The following is a 13,720-nucleotide window of genomic DNA, read 5'->3' as shown; positions in this document are numbered from 1 at the left end:
GGGTGCGGTCGTCCAGGGGCAGACCGTCGGTCACGCTGGTCTTGTCGAGGGTGCTGAGGGTGTCGTCCACCTTGGGGTTGCCCGGCCCCTCACCGCAGGCGTGGGAGGGGGTGACCGCCGCGACGACGAATCCGGCGGCGAGGGAGGCGATGGCGAGCATGCTGCGCTTCTTCATGCCCGGTTCAACCGACGGATCCGGTCCGGGGTCACGCACCTGTCCCGGGTCTGTCGGCTCGTAGAGCCTCTCCGACCGGGAGTGAACGTTCCTGCCGGTGGCGCTCACACCCCCGCCGCCGTGGCGTCCGTCCGGCTCGCCAGGGCGGCCGCGGCAGCCCCCACCAGGCCTGCGTCCGTGCCCATCTGAGCCGGCATCACCTTCAGCCCCTGGACGAACGACAGCGTCGCGTAGTCGCCGAGGGCCTTGCGCAGGGGGGAGAAGAGGACGTCGCCCGCCTTGCCCACTCCCCCGCCGATGACCGCGATGTCGATCTCGACGAGAGTCGCGGTGGCTGCGATACCGGCAGCCAGGGCCTGGGCGGCGCGTTCGAAGGAGGCCACGGCGACCGGGTCACCGGCGCGTGCGGCGGCGGCCACCGCGGCGGCGGAGGTGTCGCCGTCGGGGCCGGGCCGCCAGCCGGCCTCCAGGGCGCGGCGCGCGATGTTGGGGCCGCTGGCGATGCGCTCCACACAGCCGCGCGCACCGCACGGGCAGGGATCGCCGTCGAGATCCACGCTGATGTGACCGATGTGGCCTGCGTTGCCGGTGGGGCCGGGGTGAAGCCGCCCGTTGAGGACCAGGCCACCGCCGACGCCGGTGGAGACCACCATGCACAGCGCGTTGTCGTGGCCTCGTGCGGCGCCCTGCCAGTGCTCGGCGGCGGTGATCGCGACGCCGTCGCCGATCAGCTCGACGGGCAGTCCGCCGGCCGCAGCCCGGACCCGCTCCACGAGCGGATAGTCGCGCCAGCCGGGCACGTTCACGGGGCTGACCGTGCCCGCGGAGGCGTCCACCGGACCTGCGCTGCCGATGCCGACGGCGTTCGCGCGGCCCCACAGCGGCGCCGCGGTCAGCTCGCCGATCACCTCCTCGACCGCCCGCATCACGGTGTCGCCGTCCTGCTGGGCGGGCGTGGGGCGCTGGGCGCGCACCACGATCCGGCCGCCGCCGTCCACCAGCCCGCCTGCGATCTTGGTTCCGCCGATGTCGAGCGCGGCCACGAGGTCGGTGTGCATCAGTGTCGGATCTCCCCGTCAACTGGGTAAAAGAGCTGGGCAAAAGGGCGGCCGGTCCAGCGGTGGGGCGCGGGCCGGAGATTGCGGTGGACAGTCTCCCCTGCGTCTGACAACGTTGTCCAGGCTCTATGCTCGACGCCACATCCTCATACAAACCATGGACCGACGCATCCCCGTGGACCACAGGACAGGACACCGCACCGTGCCCGAGACCCACCGCCGAGCAGACCGCCTCTCCGCGCATCTCTCCGCGAACCGCTACGGCAACCGGCCGACCATGAAGGACGTCGCGGCCCGTGCCGGGGTCGGCCTGAAGACGGTCTCCCGGGTCGTCAACGGTGAACCGGGGGTCACGCCGGAGACCGAGCGCCGTGTCCAGGAGGCCATCGAGGCGCTCGGCTTCCGGCGCAACGACAGCGCGCGGGTGCTGCGCAAGGGCCGTACGGCCAGCATCGGGCTGGTCCTGGAGGACCTGGCGGACCCGTTCTACGGGCCGCTCAGCCGCGCGGTCGAGGAGGTGGCCCGCGCCCATGGCGCCCTGCTGATCAACGGTTCCAGCGCCGAGGACCCCGAGCGCGAGCAGGAGCTGGTGCTGGCGCTGTGCGCGCGGCGGGTGGACGGGCTGGTCGTCATCCCGGCCGGTGACGACCACCGCTATCTGGAACCCGAGCTCAAAGCGGGTGTCGCCACGGTGTTCGTGGACCGTCCGGCCGGGAAGATCGACGCCGATGTCGTCCTGTCGGACAGCTACGGCGGCGCCCGGGACGGCGTCGCGCACCTGATCGCGCACGGTCACCGGCGGATCGGTTTCATCGGCGACATGCCCCGTATCCACACCGCGGCGGAGCGGCTGCGCGGCTACCGGGCGGCAATGGAGGACGCCGGCATACCGGTCGAGGAGTCCTGGATGTCCCTGGGCATCACCGATCCGCGCCGGGTGCGCCGGGCGGCCGAGGAGATGCTCTCCGCCCCGGCCCCGGTCACCGCGGTCTTCGCGGGCAACAACCGCGTGACGGTCACCGTGATCCGTGTGCTGGCCGAGCAGTCCCGGCAGGTCGCCCTGGTCGGATTCGACGACATCGAACTCGCCGATCTGCTCCAGCCGGGCGTCACCGTCGTCGCCCAGGACGCGGCCGCCCTCGGCCGCACCGCCGCAGAGCGGCTGTTCCGCCAGCTGGACGGCTCGCTCGTCGTCCCGGAGCGCATCGAACTGCCGACCCGGCTGATCACCCGCGGCTCGGGCGAGCTGCCGCCGGCGGACTGAGCAGCCGATGGAGGACCACTCGAAGCAGCCGCTGCATGACGGGCCCGACCGCACCCTGGAGGCACTGGGGCTGACGGAGGCGCCCCGCGACCGTCCGCTGAGCTATCCGGGTGCCTGGCCGCAGGCGTCGGGGCTGCTCGACGGGGACCGGCTGCTGCCGCTCACCCATCTGGTGCACGAGGACCGCACCCCGGTCCTCGCCGTCGGCTCCAACGCCTGTCCCGGCCAACTGCACCACAAGATGGCCGCGTTCGGGATCACCTCGCCCGTCCCGATGGTCAAGGCCCGGGTCACCGGCATCGACGTGGGTGTCTCCGCCCACGTGAGCCGCCTCGGCTACGTGAGCGCCTCCCCGTTCGACGCGCCGGGAGTCGTACGGGAGTTGTTCATCACCTGGCTCGACGCCGAGCAGCTCGCGGTGGTCGATGCGAGTGAGGGCGTGCCGCTGCCGCACGGCAACTTCGCCCGCGCCTGGCTGCCCGCGCCCGAGGTGCGGATCGAGTTGGAGAACGGCGAGCCGCTGTCCGGCGCTTACGTGTACGTCAACCGCCATGGCGTCCTGCACAACGGCTCCCCCGCGCCCCGCACGCATCCCGGGCAGCGCGCCCTGCTCACCGAACTCCTCCTCACCCTGCCCCGGTTGCGGAAGCTGTTCGGCACCACGCCCGCGGAGTTCTGCGCACGGGCCCGCGCCGACCGCCGGCTGTGCGAGCGGGGCACGCGGCTGTTCGCCCAGGAGCAGCTGGTGACCGCCTCCGGCCTGGAGCGGTACGTACGGGCTCAGCAGCCGGGGAGTCCGGGCACACCGGCGGACGGGAAGTGACGGCGCCGGCAGCCCCGCTACTTGGCGGAGGCCGTCAGATCGCCCCGCCGGGGCGCCGCGAAGCCCTCCAGGTCGGTCCGGGTCAGGCCGGTCAGCCGGGCGACCTCGGCGATGTCGAGAGCCCCGCAGTCCAGGCCCCGCAGCAGATAGCCGCTGAGGGCCTTGGCGGTGGCGGGCTCGTCCATGACGTCGCCGCCGATGCGGCCCGCGTAGCGGGCGAGACGGGCGGCGGCCTGTTCGAAGCCCTCGCGGTAGAAGGCGTAGACGGCCGCGTAGCGGGTCGGGAGGTGGCCGGGGTGCATGTCCCAGCCCTGGTAGTAGGCGCGGGCCAGGGCGCGGCGGGTGAGGCCGTAGTGCAGGCGCCAGGCGTCGTGGACCTGCTCGGTCGGGCCGACCGGCAGGACGTTGGTGGAGCCGTCCGACACGCGGACGCCGGTGCCCGCGGCGGCGACCTGCATGATCGCCTTGGCGTGATCGGCGGCCGGGTGGTCGCTGGCTTGGTAGGCGGCGGAGACGCCGAGGCAGGCGCTGTAGTCGAAGGTGCCGTAGTGCAGTCCGGTGGCGCGGCCCTCGGCAGCCTGGATCATCCGGGCGACGGTGGCGGTGCCGTCGGTGGCGAGGATGGACTGACTGGTCTCGATCTGTATCTCGAAGCCGAGCCGCCCGGGCTCCAGCGCGTGCGCCTTCTCGAAGGCCTCAAGCAGCCGGACCATGGCGGTGACCTGCTCGGGGTAGGTGACCTTGGGCAGGGTGAGGACCAGCCCCTCGGGCAGGCCGCCGGCCTTCATCAGGCCGGTGAGGAAGATGTCCAGGGTGCGGATGCCCCGGTCCCGGACGGCGGCCTCCATGCACTTCATGCGGATGCCCGTGTACGGGGCCGCGGTGCCGTTCTCGTACGCCTCCGCGATCAGCCGGGCCGCGCGGGCGGCCGTCTCGTCCTCCTCGGCGTCGGGGCGGGGGCCGTAGCCGTCCTCGAAGTCGACACGCAGGTCCTCGATCGGCTCATGCTCGAGCTTGGCGCGGACCCGGTCGTGGACGGGCTCGGCGAGGTCGTCGGGGAGGCCGAGGACGGCCGCGAAGGAGGCGGCGTCCGGTGCGTGTGCGTCGAGGGCGGCAAGGGCCTGGTCGCCCCAGGAGCGGATGGTGTCGGCGGTGAAGGCGTCGCCGGGGACGTAGACGGTGTGGACGGGCTGGCGGGTGCCGGGGTCTCCGGGGTAGCGGCGCTCCAGTTCGGCATCGACCGGTGCGAGGGAGGCGCTGATCTCCTCGCTGACCGTGCCCGCCAGGCTCGTCGCCACCTGCTCCTGCTGACCCTGACCCATCCCACACCCTCCAGCTTTCCGCTTTACGGAATCAACAATCCGTAGAGCGAAGTTATCCGGGGACCTTCCGCCTGGTCAACACCGCTTACTCATGGGGCCACCGCGAACTTTCGACATGTTCACGCTCATCTCATGCGGCGGTAGAACACTTCGGTACGCACGACTCCGCCCGGCAGTCCCCAACGAAGGAGCCACCGTGCCGAACCACAGCCGAGTCACGCGCCGCCTGGGCCTGAAGACCGCGTTAGCCGCAGCGGTCGCCCTGCCCCTGTCCAGTACAGCACTGCCCCCGTTGCCCGCGTCGGCCGAGGTTTCCGCCGGCCGGCGCCTGGAGGCCATGTCCTTCAACCTGCGCTTCGCGAGCACCAGCGAACCGAACAGCTGGGCGGTGCGCAGACCGGTGATGCGCGAACTGCTGCGCCGCGAACGCCCGCACGTCATCGGCACCCAGGAGGGCCTCTACCAGCAGCTGCAGGACATCGAGGCCGACCTCGGGCCGCACTACGACTGGATCGGCACGGGCCGCGCGGGCGGCAGCCGCGACGAGTTCATGGCGATCTTCTACGACACGCGCCGTCTCGCCCCCGTCGAGTACGACCACTTCTGGCTCTCCGACACCCCGGACGTGATCGGGTCGAACACCTGGGGCGGCGGGTCCATCCGCATGGTCACCTGGGTCCGCTTCCGCGATCTGCGGGACGCCGGCCGGGAGTTCTACTTCCTCAACACCCACCTCGACAACCGCAGCCAGGAGGCACGCGCGCGTGCCGCCGCCCTGACCGTGCAGCGGATCGCCGGGCTCGACCGTTCGCTGCCGCTGCTGGTGACCGGCGACTTCAACGTCGCCGCCCACGGCGACCCGGTCTACGACACACTGCTGGGCGCCGGGCTCGTCGACACCTGGGAGCAGGCCGCCGAGCGCAGCGCGCTGTACGGGACGTTCCACGGTTACCGGCCGCTGGCGCCGGACGGCGACCGCATCGACTGGATCCTGGCGACGCCGGGGGTCACCGTGCACCGGGTGGAGATCAACACCTTCTCCATGAACGGGCAGTTCCCGAGCGACCATCTGCCGGTGCAGGCGTCGCTGACCCTGGGATGAGCCGAGGCCCCCGTGACCGGCGTGGTCACGAGGGCCTCGTACAGCCTGCGGACGATCAGCCCTTGCGGGCCTTGATCTCCTCGGTGAGCTGCGGGACGACCTCGAACAGGTCGCCGACGACGCCGTAGTCGACCAGCTCGAAGATCGGGGCCTCGGGGTCCTTGTTGACGGCCACGATCGTCTTCGAGGTCTGCATGCCCGCGCGGTGCTGGATCGCGCCGGAGATGCCGGAGGCGATGTACAGCTGCGGCGAGACGGACTTGCCGGTCTGGCCGACCTGGTTGGTGTGCGGGTACCAGCCCGCGTCCACCGCGGCACGCGAGGCACCGACGGCCGCGCCGAGCTCGTCGGCGAGGGCCTCGATGATCGCGAAGTTCTCCGCACCGTTGACGCCACGGCCGCCAGAGACCACGATCGCGGCCTCGGTCAGCTCCGGACGCCCGGTCGACTCGCGCGGCGTGCGCGCGGTGACCTTGGTGCCGGTGGCCTGGGCGGAGAAGGTCACCGACAGCGCCTCGACCGCGCCCGCGGCCGGGGCGGCCTCCACGGCGGCCGAGTTCGGCTTGACCGTGATGACCGGGGTGCCCTTGGAGACACGGGACTTGGTGGTGAACGACGCGGCGAACACCGAGTGGGTGGCCACCGGGCCCTCGTCGCCGGCCTTCAGGTCGACGGCGTCGGTGATGATGCCGGAGCCGATGCGCAGCGCCAGCCGCGCGGCGATCTCCTTGCCTCGGCGGAGGACGGGACGAGGACGGCGGCCGGGGAGACGGCCTCGACGGCGGCCTGGAGGGCGTCGACCTTCGGGACGACCAGGTAGTCGGCGTACTCGGTGGCCTCGTGGGTGAGGACCTTGACGGCGCCGTGCTCGGCGAGGGTGGCGGCGGTGTCGGCGGCGCCGTTGCCCAGCGCGACCGCGACCGGCTCGCCCACGCGGCGGGCCAGGGTCAGCAGCTCCAGGGTGGGTTTGCGGACGGCACCGTCCACGTGTCGACGTAGACGAGAACTTCAGCCATGGGAAAGCAACTTCAACGTGATCAGATGAACTTCTGGCCCGCAAGGAACCCGGCGAGCTGCTTGCCACCCTCGCCCTCGTCCTTGACGATCACGCCCGCTGTGCGCGCCGGACGCTCGGCCGCGGAGCCGACAACGTGTACGCGCCGCCCAGGCCGACGCCCGTCGCGATGCCGAGGCCGGACAGGTGCCAGGACTGAACCGGCTTCTTCTTGGCGGCCATGATGCCCTTGAAGGACGGGTAGCGCCTCGCCCGACTGGTCGGTGACCGACACGACCGCCGGAAGCGAAGCCTCCAACTGCTCGGAGGCGGCGTCGCCGTCGCGGCGGCCCTTGACCGTGCCGTCCTCGACGGAAACCTCGGACAGCAGGGTGACCTGCGGGACGCCGAGCCGCTCGGCGAGCAGCGCCGGTCCGACGCCCATGGTGCCATCGGTGGAGGCCATGCCGGAGATGACCAGGTCGTAGCCGGCCTTCTCGATCGCCTTGGCCAGCACTAGGGAGGTGCCGATGGCGTCGGTGCCGTGGATGTCGTCGTCCTCGACGTGGATGGCCTTGTCGGCGCCCATCGAAAGGGCCTTGCGCAGCGCGTCCTTGGCGGCCTCGGGGCCGACCGTCAGGACGGTGACCTCGGCGTCGTCCTCGGCGATCTGCAGCGCCTGCTCGACGGCGTACTCGTCGAGCTCGGAGAGCAGAAAGTCCACGTTGTCCCGGTCGATGGTCAGGTCATCGGCGAAGTGCCTGCCGCCAGTGGCGGCGGGCACGTACTTCACACACACCACGATCCTCATGCGTCCAGACCACCGCGCTTGACCAGCTGGCTCGCGATCACGTTGCGCTGGATTTCGTTGGTGCCTTCGCCGACGATCATCAGCGGTGCATCACGGAAGTAGCGCTCGACGTCGAACTCTGTAGAGTAGCCGTAACCACCATGGATGCGCACGGCGTTGAGGGCGATCTGCATGGCCGTCTCGGAGGCGAACAGCTTGGCCATACCGGCCTCCATGTCCACGCGTCGGCCCGCCTCCGCCTCGCGGGCCGCGTACAGCGTGAGCTGGCGGGCGGCGGTGAGCGAAGTGGCCATGTCGGCGAGGTGGTTGCCGATCGACTGGTGCTGCCAGATCGGCTTTCCGAAGGACTCCCGCTCCTGGGCGTAGGCGAGCGAGTCCTCCAGCGCCGCGCGGCCGACGCCGAGCGCGCGGGCGGCCACCTGGAGGCGGCCGGTCTCCAGGCCCTTCATCATCTGCGAGAAGCCCTTGCCCTCGACGCCACCCAGCACCGCGTCGGCTTGCGCTCGGTGGTTGTCGAAGGACAGTTCGCAACTCTCCACACCCTTGTAGCCCAGCTTGGGCAAGTCACGGGAGACTGTCAGGCCGGGTCCGTGCTCGACCAGCAGGATTGAGATGCCTTTGTGGGCGGGGCGCGCCTCGGGATCGGTCTTGCACAGAAGTGCGATGAGCCGCGAACGGCGGGAGTTGGTGATCCACGTCTTGGTCCCGTTGACGACGTAGCCGTCGATGTCCTTGCGGGCGACGGTGCGCATGGCCTGCAGGTCGGATCCGCCGCCGGGCTCGGTCAGGGCCATCGTGGCGCGGACCTCGCCGGTGGCCATACTGGGCAGGTAGCGGCGCTTCTGCTCCTCCGTGCCGAAGTTCAGCAGCAGTTTGGCGACCACCGTGTGTCCGCCCATCGCACCGGCCAGGCTCATCCAGCCCCGGGCGAGCTCCTCGGTGATCAGGACGTAGCAGGGCATGGAGACAGGACTGCCGCCGTACTCCTCGGGGATGGCCAGACCGAAGATGCCGAGCTTCTTCATCTGCTCGATCAGGACTTCGGGATAGGTATTGGCGTGCTCCAACTCCTTTACTGCCGACTTGACTTCCTTGTTGACGAAGTCCCGGACGATGCCGACGATGAACCGCTCGTCCTCGGACAGAATGTCGAGGGTGCTCATGCTGTGACGCTCCTTGATGGATGGGGCGAAGGGGACCGGGCGAACGGAGTCAGATGATGTGCCGGGCGCGGAGGCTGTCCGTCTCGGCCGCGCTGTGGCCCAGTTCGACGAGGATCTTGTCGGTGTGCTCGCCGACGGCGGGTATGGCACCCATGCGCGGTGTCACGCCGGCCAGGTCGGCGGGGGGCAGCAGGGCTGGCACCGTGGCGCCGCCGGGGATCGCCACATCCTGCCAGCGCTCTCGTGCGTCGAGGACGGGATGGGTGAGGAAGTCCTTGAGCGTGTTGATTCCGGCGTTGGCGATGCCGACCGCGTCCAGCAGCCGCATGAGGTCCGTGCTGCCCGAGCGGATGAACCGGTCGGCCACGATGTCATTGAGTTCGGCGCGGTTCGCGACGCGGTCCGAGCCGGTGGCGAACCGCGGGTCGTCGACGAGGTCCGGTCGCTCCAGGACTTTCTCGCACAGCACGGCCCATTCGCGTTCGTTCTGGATGGAGAACAGGACGTCCTTGCCGTCGGCGGCGGGATAGGCGCCGTAGGGGGCGATGGTGGCGTGCTGGGTGCCGATCCTTGGCGGCTGGGTCCCGGTGTGGCGGGTGTAGTACGCGGGCTGGCTCATCCACTCGGCCAGCGCCTCGAAGAGCGACACCTCCACGGCACGGACCGCGCCGGAGGTAGCGCGGGTGAACAGAGCGGTGAGGATGCCGGTGTAGGCGTACATCCCGGCGGCGATGTCGGCGACCGACACCCCGACCCGCGCGGAGCCGTGCTCGTTCCCAGTCAGGGAGAGCAGGCCCGTCTGACACTGCACCAGCAGGTCGTACGCCTTGCGCCCGGCCCATGGCCCGCTGGTGCCGTAGCCCGACACCGTGCACGGGATCAGCGCCGGATAGCGCTTCGTCAGAGTCTGGGTGCCCAGGCCCAGTCGGTCGGCTGCGCCGGGTGCGAGGTTCTGCACGAATACGTCGGCCTGTCCCAGGAGCTGGTGCAGGATGTCTCGGCCTTCCGGAGACTTCACGTCCAGGGTGAGGGACTCCTTCGACCGGTTGAGCCATACGAAATAGCTGGACTGGCCGTGGACGGTTGTGTCGTAGCGGCGGGCAAAATCGCCTCCGTCGGGACGTTCGACCTTGATCACGCGGGCACCCAGGTCGGCGAGCTGACGGGTGGCGAAGGGGGCTGCCACCGCCTGTTCGATGCTGACCACGGTGATGCCGGAGAGCGGAAGCTCGGTCATGCTCGTCCTCCCAAGTGGGCCGGGGCGGGCCGCCGTACGGCAATCGGCGGCGAACCTGTGACGGGGCTACCCTGCGTGCAGCAGTAGCATCATGAGTGCTCATGTCTGAATCCGAGAAATAGCAATCCGTGATGACGGGCATGCCGGGTGCGGATGGCAGGAGAGGCCAGTGGACGTCAAACAGCTCAGAGCGCTCGTCACCGTGGCCGAAGTGGGCAGCGTGACGCGGGCGGCGGAACTGCTGCACCTGGTTCAGCCGGCGGTGACCCGGCACATCCGAAGTCTGGAGGAGGAGTTGGGGGTTGCGCTCTTCGAGCGGACCCGACAGGGTATGCGCCCCACGGAGGCCGGGCTGATCATGATCGACCGCGCCCGGCGGGCGCTCATGGAGCTCGAGCGGGCTCGCGCCGAAGTGCAACCGACTCCTGGCGCAGTGACCGGGATCGTGACCGTCGGCCTGCTCGAAAGCGCGGCGGACCTGCTCACGGAACCGCTGGTGGCCGTACTCGCACGGGAACAACCGGGCATCGAGCTCCGCCTGATGACCGCGTACTCCGGACATCTGCAGCAGTGGCTCGACGACGGGGACCTCGATCTGAGCCTGCTGTACAACCTGGCCAGCAGTCCCTCCCTCAACGCTCATCCGTTGGTGCGGGAGCAACTGTGGGTGGTGGCGCCGGACTCGGAGGGGCTGCGCGCGGATCGCCCCGTGCCCTTCGCCCAGGCAGCCGCCCACCCCATGGTGATGCCCGCGTCCGGGCACGCGCTGCGGACCCTGATCGACGAGGCCGCCGCACGTGCCGAGGCCGGGATGGACATCGTCCTCCAGACCAACTCGCTGCGGGTGCAGAAGCAACTGGTGCTCGCCGGTCACGGTTGGACCATCCTGCCTGGCGTGGGCATCGCCGAAGATGTCACCGACGGCACTCTGAGCGCCGCGCCACTCGGAGAACCGGACGTATGGCGCTCGATCGTTCTCGCGACGCCGCGAGCGGGGCGCACACCGCCCGCCGTCGCCGTGGTGGCGCGAGAGCTGGCACGTCAGGTCCGGGCTGCGGTGCGGGAGGGCAGGTGGCCCTCCGCGCAGCTGCTGACATCCGGGGGCGGCGTTCCGGGCGGTGGTGAGGCCCAGGGCGCTGTCTCATGAGTATCCGCCGGTCCGGACCTAGACTGGGAGGCGGGACGGGTACAGGGGCGGTCAGGCGTCGGCTTGCGCGTTGCGGGGGAACACTCGCCTGAACAGCTCGCCGACCGACTGCCACGTCGCGTCGGCGAGCAGGGCGGGAACGTCCGCTCCACACGCGCCGAGCTTGTCGGTGAACTCCGCGTCGGTGGGGGGTCGTGTCGGCGCTCCCGGAGGAGCCGAGAGCCGGCTCCGCACGCACGCTCCGTCGGCGCGCCGGATCTCGATGTCGACCTCACCGGTGAGCAGTCCGTCCCCGCCCGGTTCGTACTCGGCCACGACCCGCTCGACGAGCGACCGGGCCTCGGCGCGGTTCACCGCGTCGTCAGTGAAGCTCTCGAAGCCCGGATACGGGTCCAGCAACGCGGTCGCGATTGCATAGGGAAGGCTGAACTTGCCTTCCAGACCGGTACGGGGACGGTCGTGGATCAGTGGATGCACGGACGCCTTCGAGGTGCGCACAAGCACCCGATCCACCGGCCCGCGCACCTGGTCCAGCACCGCACGCACGGCGGCGATCGGCCGCTGCATCGCGTAGCAGCATGGGAAGACCTTGATCGCCAACCCGCCCGGCACCGCCGGCCCGCCCGGATCCAGGGCATCCGGGCGCCCCCCGACCAGGGAGATCCAGGCGTCAAGGGCCTTCGGAGCCGCCGTGGCACCTGCGCGGGAGAGCCGGGCTGCCCGGACTCCCGCCTGTGCGGCGAAACCCACCTGCAGTGACTTCCCCTGCGTGCCGAAGGCCTGCTGGACGCCGCAGGCGGCGGGAACGGCCAAGGCCATGGCGTTGGCCAGCTGCGGTACGGACAGGCCCATCGCCACCCCGGCCGCCACCGCGGCGGCCGGCGCGCCCGCCGTGCATGTGGCGTGCCAGCCCGAGGAGTAGTGCGGCCAGCCCAGCAGGGTACCCAGACGGGCCATCACCCCGGCGCCCGCCAGATACGCGCGTGCGTCACCACCTGCGGCGAGCACGGCGGGAACCACGACCACGCTGATGTGGGTCGTCGATTCGGTGTGTAGGTCGTCGAAGTCCAGCACATGCCCGATGGCCGCCCACCGTGCCGCATCCGGCATGAAGGAGACGACGGGCACGATGGCCTCGTCGCGCGCCGCCAGTGCGACGGCGGCGGTGTCGAGAAGGGCGCGCTGCGCGAGTGCGAGGTCCTCATCGGTAGGACGGAGCTGTGCGGCCCACTCGGCCAGTACTGTTGCTGTGGAAACCATCGTTCCTTCCCTGTACGGACGGCACCGAGCCCGAACCGCGCGAGCACGAACCGGCCCGCGCACTGCTACGTGACATCGATTGATGGGGGACATCCTGCGGGCAGGCGGAGGCGGCTGAACAGTAGAAAGCCGTGATGCCCCCATGCGCCGTCGGTATGACAGTCAGCGCGACGCCTCAACGGTCGCCGTACTTGTCGGCGAGTCCGCGACAACGCCATACGGCGGCCGCGGCGAGCCAGGCGACCACGAATATGGCGACGACTGCGTAGCCGAGCAGTTCGAAGTGGTCGGCAAGCGACGCGTAGGCGGCGAGCGGGCCCCGTGCTCCCGTGGTGTCGACGACGAAATCGGCGACGTAGACGCTGGCGATGAAGGCGGCGACCACCACCGTCATGCCGGTGGTAGCGATGTTGTAGTAGAGCCTGCGGGCCGGGCTGCGGTAGGCCCAGGAGTACGCGCGTGTCATCAGCATGCTGTCCGCGGTGTCGAAGGCGCTCATCCCGGCGGCGAACAGTAGCGGCAGAGACAGTATGGCGAGGACAGGGAGCTCCGGTCCGTGGGAGGCGGTGCCGGCGGACAGCGTGAGCAGGGTGACCTCGCTGGCGGTCTCCAGGCCGAGCCCGAAAAGCATGCCCACCGGGTACATGTGCCACGACGAGCGGATGAGACCGCGGGTGCGACGGCCGAACATCCGGTTGAGGAGACCTCGGTCGAGGAGCCGCAGTTCGAGTTCGCGCCGGTCGAGTCGGCCCTCGGCCAGGTGGCGCCACAGACCGAGAACACCGGCCAGGACGACGATGTTGAGTCCGGCGACCAGCAGCAGGAACACGACGGCGACGATCCGGGAGACCAGGCCGCCGACCTGGCGGAAGGTGTCTACGCCCGCACCTGTGGCGCCGGCGGCGAGAGCCACGACGAGGGCCAGGGCGAGGACCACCGTGGAGTGACCCATGGCGAAGAAGAAGCCGACCCCGACGGGTCTGCGACCCCGTTGCAGCATCAGCCGGGTCGTGTCGTCGATGGCGGCGATGTGGTCGGCGTCGAAGGCGTGTCTCATGCCGAGGGTGTAGGCGAGCGTTCCGGCTCCGGCGAAGGCGCCGGCAGCGGCCGGGTCGTCGGCATAGAAGAGGTAGACGGACCAGCCGATGACGTGCAGGGCGGCGATGACGCCGACGATGCCCGTGATGCGCAGGCGTTCGGCGCGCGTCCATCGGCCGGCGGTGAGGGTCGTAGTGGTCACACACACTTCCTTGGCCAGGCACCGTGCGGTGCTTCAGTGGGGAGCTGAAGGGACGGCCGCGTCCGCAAGGGCTGCGCAGCCCTTGCGGACGCGGCCGTCCCTTCAGCTCCCCACTGAAGCACCG

Annotated in this window: 10 protein-coding genes and 2 pseudogenes; 4 read left to right on the top strand and 8 right to left on the bottom strand. The window is 70.5% G+C overall.

What is annotated here, in order from left to right:
• Positions 1 to 279 precede the first annotated feature (279 nt).
• Positions 280 to 1,233, bottom strand: a complete 954-nt coding sequence (locus ACTWQJ_RS30995) for an ROK family protein (protein ID WP_443309832.1) — start codon at positions 1,231 to 1,233, stop codon at positions 280 to 282.
• A 157-nt stretch (positions 1,234 to 1,390) separates the two neighbouring features.
• Here ACTWQJ_RS30995 and ACTWQJ_RS30990 point away from each other — a divergent pair, with 157 nt between their 5' ends.
• The gene (locus tag ACTWQJ_RS30990) at positions 1,391 to 2,497 is read left to right on the top strand and encodes a LacI family DNA-binding transcriptional regulator (protein WP_443309831.1); all 1,107 of its coding nucleotides are present in this window, start codon (positions 1,391 to 1,393) and stop codon (positions 2,495 to 2,497) included.
• 7 nt (positions 2,498 to 2,504) lie between these two features.
• A complete protein-coding gene (locus ACTWQJ_RS30985) occupies positions 2,505 to 3,320 on the top strand; it encodes a hypothetical protein (protein WP_443309830.1) in 816 nt (271 codons plus the stop codon).
• A gap of 17 nt (positions 3,321 to 3,337) precedes the next feature.
• Here the strand turns inward: ACTWQJ_RS30985 and ACTWQJ_RS30980 are convergent, their stop codons facing one another.
• The gene (locus ACTWQJ_RS30980; RefSeq protein ID WP_443309829.1) at positions 3,338 to 4,642 is read right to left on the bottom strand and encodes a DUF6986 family protein; all 1,305 of its coding nucleotides are present in this window, start codon (positions 4,640 to 4,642) and stop codon (positions 3,338 to 3,340) included.
• A gap of 196 nt (positions 4,643 to 4,838) precedes the next feature.
• On the opposite strand from ACTWQJ_RS30980, the gene ACTWQJ_RS30975 reads away from it, so the two are divergent.
• Positions 4,839 to 5,744 (top strand): endonuclease/exonuclease/phosphatase family protein, encoded by a 906-nt coding sequence (locus tag ACTWQJ_RS30975; protein WP_443309828.1) that lies wholly within the window; start codon positions 4,839 to 4,841, stop codon positions 5,742 to 5,744.
• A gap of 55 nt (positions 5,745 to 5,799) precedes the next feature.
• Here ACTWQJ_RS30975 and ACTWQJ_RS30970 read toward each other — a convergent pair.
• The 4 genes and pseudogenes from ACTWQJ_RS30970 to ACTWQJ_RS30955 all read right to left on the bottom strand — a co-directional run bounded on the left by ACTWQJ_RS30970 (position 5,800) and on the right by ACTWQJ_RS30955 (position 9,949).
• Positions 5,800 to 6,760 (bottom strand): annotated as a pseudogene (locus tag ACTWQJ_RS30970) (electron transfer flavoprotein subunit alpha/FixB family protein).
• A 21-nt stretch (positions 6,761 to 6,781) separates the two neighbouring features.
• Positions 6,782 to 7,549 (bottom strand): annotated as a pseudogene (locus tag ACTWQJ_RS30965) (electron transfer flavoprotein subunit beta/FixA family protein).
• On the bottom strand, positions 7,546 to 8,712 hold the full coding sequence (locus ACTWQJ_RS30960; protein ID WP_443309827.1) for an acyl-CoA dehydrogenase family protein: 1,167 nt from the start codon (positions 8,710 to 8,712) through the stop codon (positions 7,546 to 7,548). Before ACTWQJ_RS30960 ends, ACTWQJ_RS30965 begins: the two are co-directional and overlap by 4 nt.
• 49 nt (positions 8,713 to 8,761) lie before the next feature.
• Positions 8,762 to 9,949, bottom strand: a complete 1,188-nt coding sequence (locus tag ACTWQJ_RS30955) for a CaiB/BaiF CoA transferase family protein (RefSeq protein ID WP_443309826.1) — start codon at positions 9,947 to 9,949, stop codon at positions 8,762 to 8,764.
• 169 nt (positions 9,950 to 10,118) lie between these two features.
• Here ACTWQJ_RS30955 and ACTWQJ_RS30950 point away from each other — a divergent pair, with 169 nt between their 5' ends.
• Positions 10,119 to 11,096 (top strand): LysR family transcriptional regulator, encoded by a 978-nt coding sequence (locus ACTWQJ_RS30950; RefSeq protein ID WP_443309825.1) that lies wholly within the window; start codon positions 10,119 to 10,121, stop codon positions 11,094 to 11,096.
• Between the two features lie 51 nt (positions 11,097 to 11,147).
• Here ACTWQJ_RS30950 and ACTWQJ_RS30945 read toward each other — a convergent pair whose 3' ends face one another.
• Together ACTWQJ_RS30945 and ACTWQJ_RS30940 are read right to left on the bottom strand one after the other, a co-directional pair.
• Entirely contained in the window at positions 11,148 to 12,356 is a 1,209-nt protein-coding gene (locus ACTWQJ_RS30945; protein ID WP_443309824.1) for an MmgE/PrpD family protein, read from the bottom strand.
• A 175-nt stretch (positions 12,357 to 12,531) separates the two neighbouring features.
• A complete protein-coding gene (locus ACTWQJ_RS30940) occupies positions 12,532 to 13,596 on the bottom strand; it encodes a HoxN/HupN/NixA family nickel/cobalt transporter (protein ID WP_443309823.1) in 1,065 nt (354 codons plus the stop codon).
• Between the last annotated feature and the right edge of the window lie 124 nt (positions 13,597 to 13,720).

Source organism: Streptomyces sp. KR55, from assembly GCF_052245645.1.
GTDB classification, from domain to species: domain Bacteria; phylum Actinomycetota; class Actinomycetes; order Streptomycetales; family Streptomycetaceae; genus Streptomyces; species Streptomyces flavusporus.
The sequence above is the reverse complement of the archived record's forward strand: the minus strand, read 5'-3'. Positions and strand labels throughout refer to the sequence as shown.